Annotated in this window: 20 protein-coding genes; 19 read left to right on the top strand and 1 reads right to left on the bottom strand. The window is 67.1% G+C overall.

The window, feature by feature from the left end; translation table 11 throughout:
* Nucleotides 1-378 precede the first annotated feature (378 nt).
* The 3 genes from rpmE to prmC all read left to right on the top strand — a co-directional run bounded on the left by rpmE (nt 379) and on the right by prmC (nt 2651).
* Nucleotides 379-609: a 50S ribosomal protein L31 gene (gene rpmE, locus ACYVLQ_RS12475; protein WP_460697593.1), complete on the top strand. Its 231-nt coding sequence runs from the start codon at nt 379-381 to the stop codon at nt 607-609.
* Between the two features lie 81 nt (nt 610-690).
* Nucleotides 691-1770: a peptide chain release factor 1 gene (gene prfA, locus ACYVLQ_RS12470; RefSeq protein WP_460697592.1), complete on the top strand. Its 1080-nt coding sequence runs from the start codon at nt 691-693 to the stop codon at nt 1768-1770.
* A gap of 2 nt (nt 1771-1772) precedes the next feature.
* Nucleotides 1773-2651, top strand: coding sequence for a peptide chain release factor N(5)-glutamine methyltransferase (gene prmC, locus ACYVLQ_RS12465; protein WP_460697591.1), 879 nt, complete (start codon nt 1773-1775; stop codon nt 2649-2651).
* 4 nt (nt 2652-2655) lie between these two features.
* On the opposite strand, the gene ACYVLQ_RS12460 is transcribed toward prmC, so the two are convergent.
* Entirely contained in the window at nt 2656-3099 is a 444-nt protein-coding gene (locus tag ACYVLQ_RS12460) for a nuclear transport factor 2 family protein (RefSeq protein WP_460697590.1), read from the bottom strand.
* Nucleotides 3100-3259: 160 nt separating this feature from the next.
* Here ACYVLQ_RS12460 and ACYVLQ_RS12455 point away from each other — a divergent pair, with 160 nt between their 5' ends.
* The 16 genes from ACYVLQ_RS12455 (at nt 3260) to murA (ending at nt 17525) form a co-directional block, all read left to right on the top strand.
* Nucleotides 3260-3925 carry an L-threonylcarbamoyladenylate synthase gene (locus ACYVLQ_RS12455; RefSeq protein ID WP_460697589.1) on the top strand — a complete coding sequence of 222 codons (666 nt, stop codon included), beginning with the start codon at nt 3260-3262 and terminating at the stop codon, nt 3923-3925.
* Between the two features lie 11 nt (nt 3926-3936).
* Nucleotides 3937-5115: an MraY family glycosyltransferase gene (locus ACYVLQ_RS12450; protein ID WP_460697588.1), complete on the top strand. Its 1179-nt coding sequence runs from the start codon at nt 3937-3939 to the stop codon at nt 5113-5115.
* 10 nt (nt 5116-5125) lie between these two features.
* On the top strand, nt 5126-5578 hold the full coding sequence (locus ACYVLQ_RS12445) for a hypothetical protein (protein WP_460697587.1): 453 nt from the start codon (nt 5126-5128) through the stop codon (nt 5576-5578).
* 363 nt (nt 5579-5941) lie between these two features.
* Nucleotides 5942-6667 (top strand): F0F1 ATP synthase subunit A, encoded by a 726-nt coding sequence (atpB, locus tag ACYVLQ_RS12440; RefSeq protein ID WP_068028986.1) that lies wholly within the window; start codon nt 5942-5944, stop codon nt 6665-6667.
* A 70-nt stretch (nt 6668-6737) separates the two neighbouring features.
* Nucleotides 6738-6986 (top strand): ATP synthase F0 subunit C, encoded by a 249-nt coding sequence (locus tag ACYVLQ_RS12435; protein ID WP_068028989.1) that lies wholly within the window; start codon nt 6738-6740, stop codon nt 6984-6986.
* 5 nt (nt 6987-6991) lie between these two features.
* Nucleotides 6992-7549 (top strand): F0F1 ATP synthase subunit B, encoded by a 558-nt coding sequence (locus ACYVLQ_RS12430; RefSeq protein WP_460697586.1) that lies wholly within the window; start codon nt 6992-6994, stop codon nt 7547-7549.
* 19 nt (nt 7550-7568) lie between these two features.
* The gene (locus ACYVLQ_RS12425) at nt 7569-8378 is read left to right on the top strand and encodes a F0F1 ATP synthase subunit delta (RefSeq protein ID WP_460697585.1); all 810 of its coding nucleotides are present in this window, start codon (nt 7569-7571) and stop codon (nt 8376-8378) included.
* Nucleotides 8379-8432: 54 nt separating this feature from the next.
* Nucleotides 8433-10070, top strand: coding sequence for a F0F1 ATP synthase subunit alpha (gene atpA, locus ACYVLQ_RS12420; protein ID WP_460697584.1), 1638 nt, complete (start codon nt 8433-8435; stop codon nt 10068-10070).
* Nucleotides 10071-10119: 49 nt separating this feature from the next.
* Nucleotides 10120-11088, top strand: a complete 969-nt coding sequence (locus ACYVLQ_RS12415) for a F0F1 ATP synthase subunit gamma (protein WP_460697583.1) — start codon at nt 10120-10122, stop codon at nt 11086-11088.
* Between the two features lie 23 nt (nt 11089-11111).
* On the top strand, nt 11112-12560 hold the full coding sequence (atpD, locus tag ACYVLQ_RS12410) for a F0F1 ATP synthase subunit beta (protein ID WP_460697582.1): 1449 nt from the start codon (nt 11112-11114) through the stop codon (nt 12558-12560).
* A 6-nt stretch (nt 12561-12566) separates the two neighbouring features.
* A complete protein-coding gene (locus ACYVLQ_RS12405) occupies nt 12567-12944 on the top strand; it encodes a F0F1 ATP synthase subunit epsilon (RefSeq protein ID WP_460697581.1) in 378 nt (125 codons plus the stop codon).
* Nucleotides 12945-13023: 79 nt separating this feature from the next.
* On the top strand, nt 13024-13836 hold the full coding sequence (locus ACYVLQ_RS12400) for an MspA family porin (protein WP_460697580.1): 813 nt from the start codon (nt 13024-13026) through the stop codon (nt 13834-13836).
* Between the two features lie 63 nt (nt 13837-13899).
* Nucleotides 13900-14559: an MspA family porin gene (locus tag ACYVLQ_RS12395; protein WP_460697579.1), complete on the top strand. Its 660-nt coding sequence runs from the start codon at nt 13900-13902 to the stop codon at nt 14557-14559.
* A 226-nt stretch (nt 14560-14785) separates the two neighbouring features.
* Nucleotides 14786-15220: a DUF2550 domain-containing protein gene (locus ACYVLQ_RS12390; protein WP_460697666.1), complete on the top strand. Its 435-nt coding sequence runs from the start codon at nt 14786-14788 to the stop codon at nt 15218-15220.
* A gap of 287 nt (nt 15221-15507) precedes the next feature.
* Nucleotides 15508-16095, top strand: a complete 588-nt coding sequence (locus ACYVLQ_RS12385; RefSeq protein WP_460697578.1) for a cob(I)yrinic acid a,c-diamide adenosyltransferase — start codon at nt 15508-15510, stop codon at nt 16093-16095.
* A 176-nt stretch (nt 16096-16271) separates the two neighbouring features.
* Nucleotides 16272-17525 (top strand): UDP-N-acetylglucosamine 1-carboxyvinyltransferase, encoded by a 1254-nt coding sequence (murA, locus tag ACYVLQ_RS12380; RefSeq protein ID WP_460697577.1) that lies wholly within the window; start codon nt 16272-16274, stop codon nt 17523-17525.
* The last annotated feature ends 433 nt before the right edge of the window (nt 17526-17958 follow it).

Genomic DNA, 17958 nt, shown 5'->3' with positions numbered 1-17958 from the left:
CGGAAGTCAGGGACCCGGACCTCGTCGCCCCCCGAGCGGCGTAGAGATTCACTGCTGTCCTCTCATGTGATCGCACGGTTTCTCACCTGGCGATACTCTATGAACAACGGTGTTCGTGTTCCTGCGTAGTCGACTACTCGACTTCAGCCTGGCTCGAGAGCTGCGAAGGCGCGTGCCCGGAATTTCAGGGGGGAAGGAGTTGGGGGCAAGGGGGGAACAAACCCGACCCGGGGTGCGTTTTGGGAGCGTGTCAGCGGTTCTGGCATACTGGATCGCTGGTGCGTCTGCTGGTAGAAGGCAGACCATCCCGCCTAGTCGGTTCCGGTTCACGCCCTCGAGCTTCGACGGCGACCCGGCGACCACATCGAAAGGACACCCATGAAGGCAGGAATCCACCCCACGTATGTGGACACGACCGTCGTCTGCGGTTGTGGCAACACCTTCCAGACTCGCAGCACCAAGGAGTCGGGCCACATCAACGTCGAGGTCTGCTCCCAGTGCCACCCGTTCTACACGGGCAAGCAGAAGATCTTGGACACCGGCGGCCGCGTCGCCCGCTTCGAGGCCCGCTACGGCAAGCGCGCCAAGAAATCCGAAGACGCCAAATAACTGTCCCGCCGACGCCCGTCCTGCTCCGCAGGTCGGGCGTCGACGTGTTTGGGGACCTTGGAACTGCGAGGAGTAGTAGCGATGGCCGATAAGACGGCTCCGTCCGCGATCGACGACATCTTGGCCGAGCACGCCGGGCTGGAGATGCAGCTGTCGGATCCGGCGCTGCACAACAGTCCGGGCGAGGCCCGTCGCGTCGGTAAGCGGTTCGCCGAACTCGCTCCCATCATGTCCACCTACACCAAGCTGCAGGCCGCGCGCGACGACCTGGCCGCCGCCCAGGAGCTGGCGGCCGACGACGCCTCGTTCGCCGCCGAGGTGCCGAATCTGGAGCAGCTGGTGTCCGAGCTGGAGCAGGCGCTCACCGACCTGCTCGCGCCGCGCGATGCGCACGACGCCGACGACGTGGTGCTCGAGGTGAAGTCCGGCGAGGGCGGCGAGGAATCGGCGCTGTTCGCCTCCGACCTGGCCCGCATGTACCTCCGCTATGCCGAGCGGCACGGCTGGAAGGTCGAGGTGCTCGACGCCAACGTCTCCGATCTCGGCGGTTACAAAGAGGCGACGCTGTCGATCAAGAGCCGCGAACCCACCCGCGACGGGGTGTGGTCGCGGCTGAAGTTCGAGGGCGGTGTACACCGGGTGCAGCGGGTACCGGTCACCGAATCGCAGGGGCGCATCCATACTTCCGCGGCCGGTGTGCTCATCTACCCGGAGCCGGACGAGGTCGAGCAGGTGCAGATCGATGAGTCCGATCTGCGCGTGGACGTGTACCGGTCCTCCGGCAAGGGCGGCCAGGGCGTCAACACGACCGACTCGGCGGTGCGCCTCACCCATCTGCCCACCGGCATCGTGGTGACGTGCCAGAACGAACGCTCGCAGCTGCAGAACAAGATTCGCGCCATGCAGGTGCTCGCTGCCCGGCTGCAGGCGCTGGCGGAGGAGCAGGCCGACGCGGAGGCCGCCGCGGGGCGGGCCAGCCAGATTCGCACGGTCGATCGGTCCGAACGCATTCGCACCTATAACTTCCCCGAGAACCGGATCACCGATCATCGCATCGGTTTCAAAGCTCACAATTTGGATTCGGTGCTGGATGGTGACCTGGACGCCCTCTTGGACGCCCTGGGTGAAGCAGACCGTGCGGCCCGCCTCGCCGCCGAGTGACCGTGAACCGAGTTCCGTTGCGGCCCGCGATCCTCGAGGCCGCGGAGACCCTGCGGGCAGCGGGAGTGCACAGTCCGCGCGTGGATGCCGAATTCCTGGCCGCGCACGTGCTCGGTGTCGAGCGTTCGCGGTTGGCGTTGATCCCGATGGTGACACCCGAGCAACTCGGGGAGTTCCGCGAGCTGGTCGCGCGGCGCGCGGAACGCGTTCCGCTGCAACACCTCACGGGCAGCGCGGCGATGGGGGAGATCGACCTCGCGGTCGGGCCCGGGGTGTTCGTGCCGCGGCCCGAGACCGAGCTGGTGTTCGCCTGGACGCTGGCGCAGCTGGAGGCGGCCGGGCATGAACACCGTCCGGTCGTGGTCGATCTGTGCACCGGCTCGGGGGCGCTGGCGCTGGCCATCGCGCACGCCCGCCCCGATGCCGAGGTGCACGCGGTCGAACTCGATCCGGCCGCGTTGAGCTGGGCGCGGCGCAATGCCGACCGCTGCGCCGCGGACGGCGACACCCCGATCACCCTGCACGCCGGTGACGTCACCGATTCGCGGATCCTGTCCGAACTCGACGGTCGGGTCGACGTCGTGGTCGCCAACCCGCCGTACATCCCCGTCTCCGCCGAGCTGGATCCCGAAGTGCGCGACCATGATCCGCACCTCGCACTGTTCGGCGGCAGCGACGGCCTGGACGTGATCGGCCCGATGGTGGACACCATCGCCCGCCTGCTCCGCGCCGACGGCGTGACGGCGGTCGAACACGACGACTCCCATGGTTCCCAGGTCGCGGAGCTTTTCCGACTCGCGGGACTCATCGCCGTGGTCGAGCATCCCGACCTGGCAGGCAAGCCCCGCTTCGTCGCCGCCCGCCACGGGCGTGCGGAGTGAGCCCCTACGCGATTTCGAGGCGGCAGATCTCGGCGATCGCGGCGGTATCCCAGTAGAACGGGCGCACCTCGCTGATCCGACCATCGGTGATCTCGACGGTCTGCAGGATCGGGAATGCCAACTCGCGGCCCGTCGCCCGCGCGCGAGCGCGCACGTGGGTCAGCACGACGAGCGGGCTGGCCTTGCTCAGGAACGTCTGCTCCACCATGTCGAAGCGCTCCCATACCCCGCTCATCGCACGGAAGAACTGCTCCATCCCCGCATGCCCGCGCCAGATCCCGCCGTAGGGCAGCGCCGCGGCCTGATACAGCGTGACATCCGGCGCGAAGTACGGCGCCAGCGTCGCGAACGACGCCGAACCCGGCCCTCCGGCCGCGAGGTACTCCGCCTCGGCCCGGTACATACCTTCGAGAACAGCAACGGCAGTCGACGCAGAAGAAGTGGTCATGGCAACCACTATCGAGTGGGACGCCGACCTCCGCTGGCGGAATTCCGCCCCCGCTTTCCGGCGCGTGCGGGAGCGGTATTCGTGCTGGCCGGGATGGTTCGGGCGGGTGCGTACCCCGCCGGGGGGCGTGCGGTGAGACACATTCAATAGACTCCCTGCCGTGAGTACCGTCTACGACTGCTCCGACCCCGACTCGCGGGCCGCCGGTCTGACCGCCGCGCGGACGACCCTGAAATCCGGGCGGCTGGCCGTGATTCCGACCGATACGGTGTACGGCCTCGCCGCCGACGCGTTCGATTCGGCGGCCGTCGCATCGCTGCTCGCCGCCAAGCGGCGCGGGCGCGATATGCCGGTGCCGGTGCTGGTGGGGTCCTGGAACACCATCGACGGGCTCGTGTTCTCCGTGCAGTCGCAGGCGCGCGACCTGATCCGGGCGTTCTGGCCCGGCGGGCTGAGTCTGGTTGTGCGGCAGGCGCCCTCGCTGGCGTGGGATCTCGGCGACGCCCGCGGCACCGTTATGCTGCGCATGCCGCTGCACCCGGTCGCGCTGGAGTTGCTGCGCGAGGTGGGCCCGCTGGCGGTCTCCAGCGCCAATGTCTCCGGGCAGCCGCCCGCCACGACGGTCGACGAGGCTCGCGCGCAGCTGGCCGATCAGGTCGGGGTGTATCTGGACGGGGGCAGTGCCGAGCACGGCCTGCCGTCCACCATCGTCGACCTCACCGCCGATACGCCGCGCATCCTGCGCGAGGGCGCGGTGACGACGGCCCGGGTGGCGGAGGTGCTGGGCCTGTCGCCGGACGAGCTCACGCCCGAGACCGCGCGGTGACGGCCTGCTAGATGGGTTTCAGTCAGAGCGCGGTCGTTCCGCTGCGCGAGCTGCTGCTGGTGCTGCTCGTGTCGGCGGTGGTGACGCTGCTGTCCACCGGTGGCATCCGGGTGCTGGCCATCGCCTTCGGCGCGGTGGCCGTGCCCCGTGAGCGGGACGTGCACTCCAAGCCGACCCCGCGGATGGGCGGCGTCGGCATGTACATCGGCGTGCTCGCCGCGGTGCTGTTCGCGCACCAGTTGCCCGCGCTGCGACGGGGATTCGATTTCGTGCCGGATATCCCCGCGGTATTGGTGGCGGCCACGCTGATCGTGCTGGTCGGCATCGTCGACGACCGGTGGGGGCTGGACGCCCTGACCAAATTCGTCGGCCAGATCACCGCCGCCGGAGTCATGGCGGTGATCGGGCTGAGCTGGGTCGTCATCTACAACCCGTTCAACCAGACCACGGTGGTGCTGGACACGCTGCAGGGCGGCCTGGTGACGGTCGTCGTCACCATCACCATGATCAACGCGATGAACTTCGTCGACGGCATGGACGGTCTGGCCGCCGGGCTGGGCCTGATCTGCGCCGGGGCGGTATTCGTCTTTTCGATGGGCCTGCTCTACGCGCAGGGCGGTGACGTCAGCACCTATCCGCCCGCATTGCTCGCCGCCGCGCTCGCCGGCGCCTGCCTGGGATTCCTGCCGCACAATTTCCAGCCCGCCCGCATATTCATGGGCGATTCCGGATCCATGCTGATCGGGCTGATGCTGGCGGCCATCTCCACTGGCGCCTCGGGCCGAATTCCGCTCAACGGGTACGGGCCGCGCGATATCGTCGGTCTGCTTTCGCCGCTTCTGCTGGTCGGGGCCGTGATGTTCATTCCGGTACTGGACCTGGTATTGGCGATCGTGCGCCGGGTGCGGGCGGGCGTGAGTTTCTCCACTCCGGACAAAATGCATCTGCATCACCGGCTGCTGCAGATCGGCCATTCGCAGCGCCGGGTGGTGCTGACGATCTATCTGTGGGTCGGCGTGCTGGCCTTCGGTGCGGTCGGGACCTCGCTGATCGAGAATCGCCAGGCGGTGGTGCTGATGTTCGCGGCCGGGCTGATCTGCGCGCTGGTGCTGACCGCGGTGCCGTCGCTGCGCGAGGCCGTCGGAATACGGCGCCGGGCACCGCGCGGGGGCGAGGGCGGCGCCGAGTAGAGTGGCCCGCGTGAGCACGGCATCCGAGTACCATCCCGACGCCCCGCTGCGCGCGGCGCTGCGCTACGGCATCGCCGGATTGATCGTGCTGGTGGTGCTGTCCGCCGTGCTGGGGTCGATCTTCGCCGGGCTGCCGGGCCTGTGGGGCGCGCTGATCGGGTCGGCCATCGGCGGTTTCTTCATTCTCACCACCGCGGCACTGGTGCTGTTCAGTGGGAAATTGGAAACCGGCATCCAGGGCATGGTGATGCTGGGGAGCTGGGTGGGCAAGCTGCTGGTGGTGATGGTCGTGGTCGCGGTGCTGCAGCGATTCGACTTCTACAGCCCCACCACGCTGTTCCTCACCGTGGTGGGCGCGCTGCTGATCGTGCTGGGTGCGGAAACGTACGGTCTTCTGCGGCAACGGGTTCCGGTGGTCGACCTGCCGGACGACCACGCGGACCAAGATCGTTCCAACGTTTGAACCCACCCCCTACACGTTGTCGTAGATAGCTTGGTAAACTCTTTACCGTAGGCAGCCAAACCAGGGGCGTTCACAAGGATCGAGCCAGGGTGGCTATGCTTACAGCCGTGCCGGACCTGAGGGGGTTCGGCTCTGCACCGTCGACGATGTCGCCGACGTACAGACGCCAAGGCGGGGTATGCCGACCCGCGCAGCTGCTGACGAACTCGAGCCGACCTGAGTCGACCACAAGATCGTCAATGTCCGATCGAACCGCAGGCGGAAGCATGTCCTGCGGCCCGAACACGGGAGAGAACGCTGAGCGTCACCACTTTGGCGGCCGAGTTTCACGCGCCGTCGCTGTCAGATTTCTTCCCTCCAGCTGTGCTGTTCGAGGGGACGCCTTTCGAGCTCGACCGTTTGATGCTCATCCGCGTCCTGATGACGGCGGTCCTGGTGGCGGTGATGCTGCTGGCATTCCGCAGCCCCAAGATCGTGCCGCGCGGACTGCAGAACATCGCCGAGTCGGGCCTGGTCTTCGTCAAGGAGCAGATCTGCGACGAGGTGCTCGGTAAAGAATCCGGCCGGAAGTTCTTCCCGCTCATCGCGACGATCTTCTTCACGGTGCTGTTCCTGAACTTCTCGGGCATCATCCCCTTCCTGAACATCTCCTCGAACGCGCGAATCGGCATGCCGATTGTGCTGGCCGCGATCGCGTACGTGGCCTTCAACTACGTGGGCATCAAGAAGTACGGCTTCTGGAAGTACATGCGTTCGAGCATCGTGGTGCCGAATGTGCCGATCGCGATGCACGGCCTGCTGATTCCGATCGAGTTCATCTCGACGTTCATCCTGCGCCCGTTCACGCTGACCGTCCGACTCATGGCCAATATGCTGGCCGGACACATCATGCTGGTGCTGTTCTTCAGCGCGACCCAATACTTCCTGTTCGACGGCGCCGCCTGGATGAAGGGCCTGTCCCCGTTCGCGCTGCTCGGTGGATTCGCCTTCACGCTCTTCGAGATCCTGGTGATCTTCCTGCAGGCCTACGTATTCGCGCTGCTCACCGCCGTGTACATCGGACTGGCGCAGCACGCCGACTCGCACTGACCGCACAACCGCACAAGACTGCCCCACCTCGTCGCCCGGCGGGTGGGCAACAGAAAGGGAAAGAAATCTCATGAGCCTCTCCTACGTGGCCGCCGAACTCGCCCAGACCTCCGAGAAGGTCAAGGGCTACGGCGCGATCGGCTACGGTCTGGCCGCCATCGGCCCCGGCATCGGCGTCGGCATCGTCGTCGGTAAGGCGATCGAGGGCCTCGCCCGCCAGCCCGAGCTGCAGGGCACCATCCGGACCAACATGTTCCTGGGCATCGCGTTCACCGAGGCGCTGGCACTGATCGGTCTCGTCGCCGGCTTCATCTTCTGATTGCCATGAACGGGATTCATTTGCTCGCCGAAGAGGCGGCGGAGGACAAAAACCCTCTCATCCCGGAGCCGTACGACATTGTCTGGTCGGCTGTCTGCATCATCATCATCGGGTTCGTCTTCTACAAGTACGTCATCCCGCGCCTGATGAAGGTGCTCGACGAGCGCTCGGACAAGATCGAGGGCGGCATCGCCAGGGCGGAGGCCGCGCAGGCCGAGGCGCAGGCGACCCTGGAGCAGTACCAGCAGCAGCTGGCCGAGGCCCGGCTCGAGGCCGCGCGCATTCGTGAAGACGCGCGCACCCAGGGCCAGCAGATCCTCGCGCAGATGCGCGCGGACGCGCAGGCCGAGGCGGACCGCATCGTGGCTTCGGGCAATGCGCAGCTGGAGGCGCAGCGTCAGCAGATCGTGACCGAACTGCGGGCGGAACTGGGCCACACCGCCGTCGACCTGGCCGAGAAGGTTATCGGACAGTCGGTGTCGGACGAGGCCAAGCAGGCCGCGTCGATCGACCGGTTCCTCGCCGAGCTGGACGAGAAGGCCGGCATCGGGGTCGGAAGGTAGCGACCAGAAAGTGGGAAGCATGTACGCAGCGAGCCGCGAGGCGAGTTCCCGTGCCCGGGAAGCTCTTTCGGCCGCTCTCACCGGGAGCGACTCCGTCGCCGCCACGACGGGCTCCGAACTGTTCGCCGTTGTCGCCGTACTCGACGACCAGCGTTCGCTGCGTGTAGCGCTCGCGGATAAGTCGGTGTCGAGTTCGGCCCGCGCCGAACTGGCCGAACGTGTATTCGGCGGCAAGATCAGCGCGGCCACCCAGGCCGTGCTGACCACGGCCGTCGCCGAGGACTGGTCCCGCACCCGGGACATGGTCGACACGCTGGTTCTGCTCGGCCGGGAGGCGCTGTTGCGCGCCGCGGCCGATCGCGAGCGGATCGACGCCGTCGAGGACGAGCTGTTCCGGCTCGGCCGCATCGTGGAGGACAATCCGGACCTCGAGCAGGCTCTGGCCGCTCGCGGCAAGTCTGCGGCGGACAAGCGTGGCCTGATCGGGCGACTGCTGACCGGCAAGGTCGAGGACATCACGATCCAGCTGGCCGAGCAGGCGGTCAGCCGCTCGCACGGCGACGTCGGCGTCGTCTTCGACCACCTGTCGGATCTGGCGGCGTCGCTGCGCAAGCAGATCGTGGCACACGTGCGTGCCGCGTCGGAACTGACTCCGCAGCAGCGGGAACACCTGGCGGCCTCGCTGCAGCGCATCTACGACAAGCCGGTCACCGTGCACGTGCAGATCGACCCGAGCCTGCTGGCCGGTGTCGTCGTGCGCGTCGGTGACGACGTGATCGACGGCAGCGCCGTCGGCCGACTGCAGCGGCTGCGCCAGTCCCTCGGATAAATCCGGCGCGCCACCCCCGACATTCCAGACCAGACAGCGAGAGCAGGAAGAACCATGGCGGAGCTGACGATCTCCCCCGATGAGATCCGTAGCGCGATCGAGAGCTACACCCAGAGCTACACCCCCGAGACCTCCATCGAGGAAGTCGGTGTGGTCACCGACACCGGCGATGGCATCGCCCACATCAGCGGTCTGCCCTCGGCGATGGCCAACGAACTGCTCGAGTTCCCGGGCGGCGTGCTGGGCGTCGCGCTGAACCTCGAGGACACCGAGATCGGCGCGGTCATCCTGGGTGAGTTCGACACCATCGAGGAGGGCCAGCAGGTCCGCCGCACCGGTGACGTGCTCTCGGTGCCGGTCGGCGACAACTTCCTCGGCCGCGTCATCGACCCGCTCGGCGCGCCGATCGACGGCCTCGGCGAGATCGAGTCCGACGAGCGTCGCGCGCTGGAGCTGCAGGCCGCGTCCGTGCTGGAGCGCCAGCCGGTCGGCGAGCCGATGGCCACCGGCATCACCGCCATCGACGCGCTGACCGCGATCGGCCGCGGCCAGCGCCAGCTGATCATCGGCGACCGCAAGACCGGCAAGACCGCCGTCTGCATCGACGCCATCCTGAACCAGAAGGCGAACTGGGAGTCGGGCGACCCGACCAAGCAGATGCGCTGCATCTACGTCGCCATCGGCCAGAAGGGCTCGACCATCGCCGGCGTCAAGGCCGCGCTCGAGGCGCGCGGCGCGATGGAGTACACCACCATCGTCGCGGCGCCCGCGTCGGACTCCGCCGGTTTCAAGTGGCTGGCGCCCTACACCGGTTCGGCGCTGGGCCAGCACTGGATGTACCAGGGCAAGCACGTGCTGATCGTGTTCGACGACCTGTCCAAGCAGGCCGAGGCCTACCGCTCCATCTCGCTGCTGCTGCGCCGCCCGCCGGGCCGCGAGGCGTACCCGGGCGACGTCTTCTACCTGCACTCCCGCCTGCTGGAGCGCTGCGCGAAGCTGTCCGACGAGCTGGGCGCGGGCTCGATGACCGGTCTGCCGATCATCGAGACCAAGGCCGGTGACATCTCGGCGTTCATTCCGACCAACGTCATCTCCATCACCGACGGCCAGGTCTTCCTCGAGTCCGACCTGTTCAACAAGGGTGTGCGCCCGGCGATCAACGTCGGTACCTCCGTCTCCCGCGTCGGTGGCGCCGCGCAGACCAAGGGCATGAAGCAGGTCGCCGGTTCGCTGCGTCTGGAGCTGGCGCAGTACCGCGAGCTGGAGGCGTTCTCCGCCTTCGCCTCCGACCTGGACGCCGCGTCGCTGGCTCAGCTGGAGCGCGGCGCCCGCTGGGTGGAGCTGCTCAAGCAGTCCCAGTACAGCCCGGTCGCCGTCGAGGACCAGATCGTGTCGATCTTCCTGGTCGACGGCGGCTACTTCGACTCCGTGCCGGTCGGCGACGTGCGCCGCTTCAACGCCGAACTGCTGGAGGACCTGCACCGCAGCGCCGCCGACGCGTTCAAGGCGATCGAGGGCGGCAAGCGGGTCGAGGGTGAGGCGGCCGACCAGTTCAAGGCCGCGACCGACAAGTTCAAGCAGGGCTTCCTGGCCTCCGACGGCAGCCGTGTCGTGAACGAGGCCGCCGCGGGCGATCTGGACCACGAAGAGGTCGAGTCGCTGTCGGTCACCCGTAAGCACGTCGAGAAGTAACGACTCGATGAGCGCCGCAGTCGACTACAGAATGAAGGGAGTGTGACGTATGGCCAGCACCCGCGAACTGCGCTCCCGCATTCGTAGTGTCAATTCGATCAAGAAGATCACCAAGGCCCAGGAGCTGATCGCCACTTCGCGCATCACGAAAGCGCAGGCTCGTGTCGCCGCCGCGAAGCCGTTCGCGGAGGAGATCACCAAGGTGCTCGGCGAGTTGGCCGCCGCCTCGGCCAATCTCGCGCATCCGCTGCTGACCGAGCGGCCCAATCCGAGCCGGGCCGCGGTGCTGGTCATCACCAGCGACAGCGGCCAGTGCGGCGGCTACAACTCGAACGTGCTCAAGCGCGCCGAGGAACTGTTCACGACGTTGCGCTCCAAGGGCAAGGAGCCGGTGCTGTATGTGATGGGCGCCAAGGGCCTGACGTACTACACCTTCCGCAACCGTCGCCCGACCGGGTCGTGGGCCGGTTTCTCGCAGCGGCCGCACTACACCGACGCGTCGGCCGCCTGCAACCACCTGGTGGAGGCCTTCATGGCCGGCGCCGAGGGCGAGGTACCGACACCCGACGGCGCGGACACGATGGCGGGTGTGGACGAGATCCACATCGTCTACACGCGGTTCGTGTCGATGCTGTCGCAGGTGCCGGAGGTGCGCCGGCTGGCGCCGATCCAGGTCAGCTTCGTCGACGAGAACTACGAGCTGGGCGAGGACTTCGTGTCCGATAGCCCCAACGCGGTCGTGACCGCGCAGTACGAGTTCGAGCCCGATGCGGACACGCTGCTCGGCGCGCTGCTGCCGAAGTATGTGAACACCCGCATCTACTCGTCGTTGCTGGAGGCCGCGGCCTCGGAGTCGGCCGCGCGCCGCACCGCGATGAAGGCAGCCACCGACAACGCCACGGATCTGGTGAACACCCTGACCCGCCAGGCGAACTCGATCCGGCAGGCCAACATCACGCAGGAAATCAGCGAAATCGTCGGCGGCGCAAACGCGCTGGCAGCAAGTCCTAGCGACTAAGCCCGAGCCCAGGAAGAGAAACAATGACCGCAGCAGTTACTGCAGAAAACACTAGCCGGGCGGGCGCTGGCACTGGCCGCGTCGCCCGAGTCATCGGCCCCGTCGTGGACGTCGAGTTCCCGCGCGGCGCCATCCCCGAGCTGTACAACGCCCTGCACGCCGAGGTCACGCTGCCGTCGGTGGCCAAGACCCTGACCCTCGAGGTGGCGCAGCACCTGGGCGACAACATCGTCCGCACCATCTCGATGCAGCCGACCGACGGCCTGGTCCGCGGCGCCGAAGTGCGCGACACCGGCAAGCCGATCTCGGTGCCGGTCGGCGACGTCGTCAAGGGCCACGTCTTCAACGCCCTCGGCGACTGCCTGGACTCCCCGGGCACCGGCCGCGACGGCGAGCAGTGGGGCATCCACCGCGAGCCGCCGGCCTTCGACCAGCTCGAGGGCAAGACCGAGATCCTGGAGACGGGCGTCAAGGTCATCGACCTGCTCACCCCGTACGTGAAGGGCGGCAAGATCGGCCTGTTCGGTGGTGCCGGTGTCGGCAAGACCGTGTTGATCCAGGAGATGATCACCCGTATCGCGCGCGAGTTCGCCGGTACCTCGGTCTTCGCGGGCGTCGGCGAGCGCACCCGTGAGGGTACCGACCTGCACCTGGAAATGGAAGAGATGGGCGTCCTGCAGGACACCGCCCTCGTCTTCGGCCAGATGGACGAGCCGCCGGGCACCCGTATGCGGGTGGCGCTGTCCGCACTGACCATGGCGGAGTACTTCCGCGATGTGCAGGGCCAGGACGTGCTGCTGTTCATCGACAACATCTTCCGTTTCACCCAGGCCGGTTCCGAGGTGTCGACGCTGCTGGGCCGCATGCCCTCGGCCGTCGGTTACCAGCCGACCCTGGCCGACGAGATGGGTCAGCTGCAGGAGCGCATCACCTCGACCCGCGGCCGCTCGATCACCTCGATGCAGGCGATCTACGTGCCCGCCGACGACTACACCGACCCGGCGCCGGCGACCACCTTCGCCCACCTGGACGCGACCACCGAGCTGTCGCGCCCGATTTCGCAGAAGGGCATCTACCCCGCCGTCGACCCGCTGACCTCGACCTCGCGCATCCTCGAGGCCTCGATCGTCGGCGACCGGCACTTCGCGGTGGCCGACGAGGTGAAGCGGATCCTGCAGAAGTACAAGGAGCTGCAGGACATCATCGCCATCCTCGGCATGGACGAGCTCTCCGAGGAGGACAAGGTCCTCGTCGGCCGCGCCCGTCGCCTGGAGAAGTTCCTCGGCCAGAACTTCATCGTGGCCGAGAAGTTCACCGGTCAGCCGGGTTCGGTGGTGCCGCTGGAGCAGACCATCGACGACTTCGACCGGGTCTGCAAGGGCGAGTTCGACCACCTGCCGGAGCAAGCGTTCAACTCCTGCGGTGGCCTGGACGACGTCGAGGCGGCCGCGAAGAAGATCGCCGGGAAGTAGTCCACCATGGCCGATATGTCAGTTGATCTGGTCGCCATCGAACGGCGGCTGTGGTCGGGGCGGGCGAGTCTCGTCATCGCCGAGACCACCGAGGGTCAGATCGGTATTCTGCACGGCCACGAGCCGCTGCTCGGCCAGTTGGTCGAGGGCGGCACCGTGACCATCGTCAGCACCGAGGGCGAGCGCATTGTCGCCGCCGTGCACGGCGGCTTCTTTTCGGTGACCGCGTCGTCGGTGCGGATTCTCGCCGAATCGGCGGAATTCGCCGCCGATGTGGACGTCGCTGCCGCGCGGTCGGTGCTCGCCGACCCGAACGCCTCCGAGCAGGATCAGAATATGGCGCGCGGACAGGTGCGCGCGGCGGAGGCCGCGGGCGCCCGATAACGCGCCGAATTATCTCACGAAGGCCCCCGGGGAATTGCCCCGGGGGCCTTTGCTGTTAACATCTGGCAACGGTCCGATCGTGACCGAACTCGCCGATTTGTCTCCTCGGCTTTCTCGGCTTTTTCAGCTTCACCTGAAGTACCCAGCATTACCTCAGCACCGATTGGTTGGCGCACGCGTGGTTGCCACGGATAGTACGGGCGGCCTCGCCACGATGAGCGAGGGGTGGATGAACAAGTACCAGGTAGCAGGGCTGCGCTGGATCGCGCGAATCGGCGCGGCCGCGGCAATTCTCGTGACCGCGGTCGGATTGTGGTCGCCCGGTGCGGCCCGTGCCGACACATTCGTGCCGCTGCCGGACGGGCACATCGAGGGCCCCGGGGTGAAAATCACCAATGTCGGTGAGCGCGCGGTTATCTCGCCGTCGCTGGCAGCCAACGGCGCCGGGCGTACGGCATGGGTCAGCGGCAATGTCACGGTGGACATCGAAACCCCGGAGGGGGAAGTAGGGCCCAACAACGGCGCGCTGAACGAGCCGGGGACGAACAACTCGTCGACGCACGGCTCCTCCGGACTCACCGTCGGCTATATCGTCGGATGCCAAGTGGCGCTGGGGAATTTCGGTCCGTCGCTGGCCGTGACACTGTCGCAGACTCCGTCGGCCGCCGCCGGGCTGTCGTTCCCGATCAGCCCCGGCGAGGTGAAGTGGGTGCAGATCAACAACAAGGATATGAAGAAGTCCGGGCAGTACTACCTGAATTACCGGGACGTCCCGATGGATGTGCAGGGCTGCGCCGGCTATGCGCAGGCCCGCAGCTTCGCGGTGGTCGAGGTCATCGGCCCCGACTACCAGAAACTCACCCTTTACGGACAGCCGTTCAGCATCGGCTGACATCGGCCACGGAATGCGAAAGGAAAACGCATGACCCGCGATACTGCTTTGCGATGTGGCCGGATGACCGGACTGGCGGCCGCGATCGCCGTCGCCATAGGACTGTGTTCCTCGGGCGCCGCGAACGCCGATACCTTCGTTCCCTTGCCCGGCGGTTCGATCACCACCACGCTCGGCGACGGGACAGAGGTCACCCTGTCCATCGTGGACGAGTCGGCGAAGATAAGCGGCTCGATGGGCGCCACGCCGCTGCATCGCAATGTCTGGACGAGCGGCCGCGTCGTGGCGGATGTGTCCGGACCGGGCGCGAGCAGCGCCAGCATCCAGTTGAATCCCGGATATGTGGTCGGATGCCAGGTCGATATCGCCTCGCTGAATTCGGAAGGGACCGATACCCAGGGCACCACGGCCGGTGCGAACGGTGGGCTGACGCCGCAACCGCCGGTCATCGGCGCCACGGAGACGCTGACCCTGGGGCCGGGCCAGGCCGTCGCACGGTACGTGCTCGATATCGAGCAGCCGGACGATTACGGCAACGAGGACCACAAGCGGCATCCGACCGTGAAGGGCTCGCACGCGAGCGTCCGCTGGACCGACGAGACCTTCGCGGTGAACGGCTGCGGCGGATACGCGCAGGCCCGGGCGTTCACGATGGCCGATGTCGCCACCGAGGCAGGGGAAAGCATGATCACCGTGTGGGGCGCGCCGTTCAGCATCGGATGACCCCACGGGGCAGCGGGATTCGACCCGTCGGATGCGGCGAATACGGGTCCCGCGCACCCGCCCCCGATTACGCTGTGTGCCACGCCCGCTGTCGGGGTGTACCCGGCGCACCGCGCTTCGGGACGGTTTGTAGACTCGCCCCAACGGTGACCTTGTTCGGGATGACACGGCACCCGCAACAGCACAGGGGCAAAGGTGAAGGGACGGACCTGGATTGCAGACCGGGATGGTGCTTCTTCTCATTCTGGTGCTGCTGCTCGTCGCCCTGGCGCTGATTTCCATCTATCGGTTCGTCATGTTGCGCCGCGGCGGAACCGCCGCGATCCTGCGCATATTGCCCGCCAAGGGCGGTCAGGGCTGGCGGCACGGCCTGATTCGCTACGACGAGGACCGCCTGGTTTTCTTCAAGCTGACCAGCCTGAAACTCGGAGCCGACGCGTCCATTCGCCGCCTGGGGATCGAGGTCGTGGATCGGCGCGGCCCGGTCGGCGACGAATTCGACATCATGACCGACGACATCATCGTGATCGCGGTGTCCGACGGCGACGGCAGCTACGAACTGGCGCTGGATCGCGGCGCCTTGGCCGCCTTCCTCTCCTGGGTAGAGTCCCGCCCGTCCGAGCGCATCCGCCGCAGACCCCCCCGCCTCTCAGGCTCCTAGCCCCGCGCCACCCCCTCTCGTGTCCTTAGTGCCTGAGCCACCTGCTACGCGTGTTTTTGGTGCCTGAGCCATCCGCTACGCGTGTTCCTAGTGCCTGAGCCACCCCGCTACTCGTATTCTCAGACCCTGCGCCACCCCGGTTATTCCGGCGTCTGCGGCCTCCCTATTTCCGGCATGCTTTTGGCCGGAATCCACCTCGCAGACGCCCGATTCCGGCCAACAGCATGCCGGAATAGGGGGCCGGTCTTGCCACGGGACCACAGGCGTCGGGGCGCTAGGGTGAATGTGTGAGCGTGCACCTGACTCGGATCTATACCCGCACCGGCGACGACGGCAGCACCGGTCTGAGCGATTTCTCCCGGGTGGCCAAGACCGACCCGCGGCTGGTGGCCTACGCCGACTGCGACGAGACGAACGCGGCGATCGGCGTCGCGATCGCATTGGGGGCGCCGAGCCAGGAGATCGCGCAGGTGCTGCGGCAGGTGCAGAACGACCTGTTCGATGCGGGCGCCGACCTGTCGACCCCGGTGGTGGCGGAGCCGAAACACCCGCCGCTGCGCATCACCCAGCCCTATATCGACCGCCTAGAGAAATGGTGCGACGAATTCAATGCCGAGCTGGCTCCGCTGAATTCGTTCATCCTGCCCGGCGGCACGCCGCTGGCCGCGCTCCTGCACACCGCCCGGACGGTGGCCCGCCGCACCGAGCGCTCGGCGTGGGCGGCGGTCGCGGCGTATCCCGACGACACCTCGGCGCTGCCCGCGAAGTACCTCAACCGGCTGTCGGATCTGCTGTTCATCCTGGGCAGGGTGGCCAACCCGGACGGTGACGTGCTCTGGCGCCCCGGCGCCTCCGCCGACGGCCCGGAGTCCTAGTTCAGGCTCCGGAACTCACGGTGTGGCCGGTCCGTCAATACCCTTGCCACTCAAGGAATTTCCGTGTGGTCGCACCGCATTCACCGGTTCGCGCCGCGTGGGTCCGCCGGTGGCTCGACTGCGACGCCCGGACGGACTGGCCACCATCGGGAGTCGGGCCCACTAGGCTGACCCCCGTGAGTGAACGGTTTCTGGTGACCGGGGGCAGTCGGCTCGTCGGCGAGGTGGCGGTCGGCGGTGCCAAGAACAGCGTGCTCAAGCTGATGGCCGCCGCGCTGCTCGCCGAGGGTACGACGACGATCACGAACTGTCCGGACATCCTCGACGTGCCGCTGATGGCCGACGTCCTGCGGGGCCTGGGCTGCGATGTCGTGGTCGACGGCTCCGTGGTGACCATCGCCACGCCGACGGAGCCGAAGTACCACGCGGATTTTCCGGCGGTGACGCAGTTCCGGGCCTCGGTCTGCGTGCTCGGGCCGCTGATGGCCCGGTGCAAGCGCGCGGTGGTGGCGCTGCCCGGCGGCGACGCGATCGGCTCGCGCCCGCTGGACATGCACCAGACGGGCCTGCGGCTGCTGGGGGCGACCAGCGAAATAGAGCACGGCTGCCTGGTCGCCCGCGCCGACGAACTGCAGGGCGCCCGCATCCGGCTGGACTTCCCGTCGGTCGGCGCGACCGAGAACATCCTGATGGCCGCGGTGCTGGCCGAGGGGGAGACGGTCATCGACAATGCCGCGCGGGAGCCGGAGATCGTCGACCTCTGCACGATGCTGACCAGGATGGGCGCGCGGATCAGCGGCGCGGGCACCTCGGTGCTGACCATCGACGGCGTGCGCAAGCTCTCGCCCACCGACCATCAGGTGATCGGCGATCGCATCGTCGCCGCGACCTGGGGTATCGCGGCCGCCATGACGCTCGGCGAGGTTCGGGTCACCGGCATCAATCCCAAGCACCTGTCCCTGGTACTGGACAAGCTGCGCTCCTCGGGCGCGCGAATCTCGTTCGAGCCGGACGGGTTTCGGGTCTTGCAGGCCGAGCGTCCGCGCGCCGTGAACTTCTCGACACTGCCCTTCCCCGGGTTCCCGACCGATCTGCAGCCGATGGCGATCGGGCTGGCGGCTATCGCGGACGGCACGTCGATGATTACCGAGAACGTCTTCGAGGCGCGGTTTCGCTTCGTGGAGGAGATGATCCGGCTCGGTGCCGACGCCCGGACCGACGGGCATCACGCGGTGGTGCGCGGCATACCGCGACTGTCGAGCGCACCGGTGTGGTCGTCCGATATTCGGGCGGGCGCGGGTCTCGTACTGGCCGGTCTCGTCGCCGACGGCGTCACCGAGGTCCACGACGTGTTCCACATCGATCGCGGGTATCCGGAGTTCGTCGAGAACCTGCGCTCCCTCGGCGCCGATGTGCAGCGCGTCAGCTGATCATCGAACCGGCCTTGACCAGGCGATTTGACATCGATTCTGGTGCCACGTAACTTATTCCAGGTCAGAGCGACACGGACGCCGACCCGGGCCGAGAGGCCAGGGACACGAGGTGGGACGATGAGCGCCTGACGATCACACTGGTTCGAACCGAGGCACGGATTTGGTTCCGCGTCCAAGGGCGAGCTAAGCTGTTGAAGTTGCCCAGCCGATCGACCGGGATGATCCCATGAGATTGTTGGTGCGTGTGTTCTTTGAGAACTCAATAGTGTGTCGATGAATGTCAGTGCCAAATTGTTTTTGGTTCCGGCGCTTACACCCCCGTGTGGGTGTCGGATTTTTTGTCAGCTATTTTCCGGCTGGCGTTTTAGTTAGGTTTTCGGACTCTGGTTCGAGATACTTTTGATTGGCCTTCGGGCGAGTCTAGAGTCTT

The sequence above is a fragment of the Nocardia thraciensis genome, from assembly GCF_054782435.1.
Note: the sequence above shows the minus strand (reverse complement) of the source record. Positions and strands in the feature narration are given on the sequence as shown.

Bases quoted from the DNA above. Each gene is read 5' to 3' on its own strand.
- rpmE (WP_460697593.1), top strand. From the start codon at position 379: ATGAAGGCAGGAATCCACCCCACGTATGTGGACACGACCGTCGTCTGC.
- prfA (WP_460697592.1), top strand. From the start codon at position 691: ATGGCCGATAAGACGGCTCCGTCCGCGATCGACGACATCTTGGCCGAG.
- ACYVLQ_RS12460 (WP_460697590.1), bottom strand. From the start codon at position 3,099: ATGACCACTTCTTCTGCGTCGACTGCCGTTGCTGTTCTCGAAGGTATG.
- ACYVLQ_RS12450 (WP_460697588.1), top strand. From the start codon at position 3,937: ATGGGTTTCAGTCAGAGCGCGGTCGTTCCGCTGCGCGAGCTGCTGCTG.
- ACYVLQ_RS12435 (WP_068028989.1), top strand. From the start codon at position 6,738: ATGAGCCTCTCCTACGTGGCCGCCGAACTCGCCCAGACCTCCGAGAAG.
- ACYVLQ_RS12430 (WP_460697586.1), top strand. From the start codon at position 6,992: ATGAACGGGATTCATTTGCTCGCCGAAGAGGCGGCGGAGGACAAAAAC.
- ACYVLQ_RS12425 (WP_460697585.1), top strand. From the start codon at position 7,569: ATGTACGCAGCGAGCCGCGAGGCGAGTTCCCGTGCCCGGGAAGCTCTT.
- atpA (WP_460697584.1), top strand. From the start codon at position 8,433: ATGGCGGAGCTGACGATCTCCCCCGATGAGATCCGTAGCGCGATCGAG.
- ACYVLQ_RS12415 (WP_460697583.1), top strand. From the start codon at position 10,120: ATGGCCAGCACCCGCGAACTGCGCTCCCGCATTCGTAGTGTCAATTCG.
- atpD (WP_460697582.1), top strand. From the start codon at position 11,112: ATGACCGCAGCAGTTACTGCAGAAAACACTAGCCGGGCGGGCGCTGGC.
- ACYVLQ_RS12405 (WP_460697581.1), top strand. From the start codon at position 12,567: ATGGCCGATATGTCAGTTGATCTGGTCGCCATCGAACGGCGGCTGTGG.
- ACYVLQ_RS12395 (WP_460697579.1), top strand. From the start codon at position 13,900: ATGACCGGACTGGCGGCCGCGATCGCCGTCGCCATAGGACTGTGTTCC.
- ACYVLQ_RS12390 (WP_460697666.1), top strand. From the start codon at position 14,786: ATGGTGCTTCTTCTCATTCTGGTGCTGCTGCTCGTCGCCCTGGCGCTG.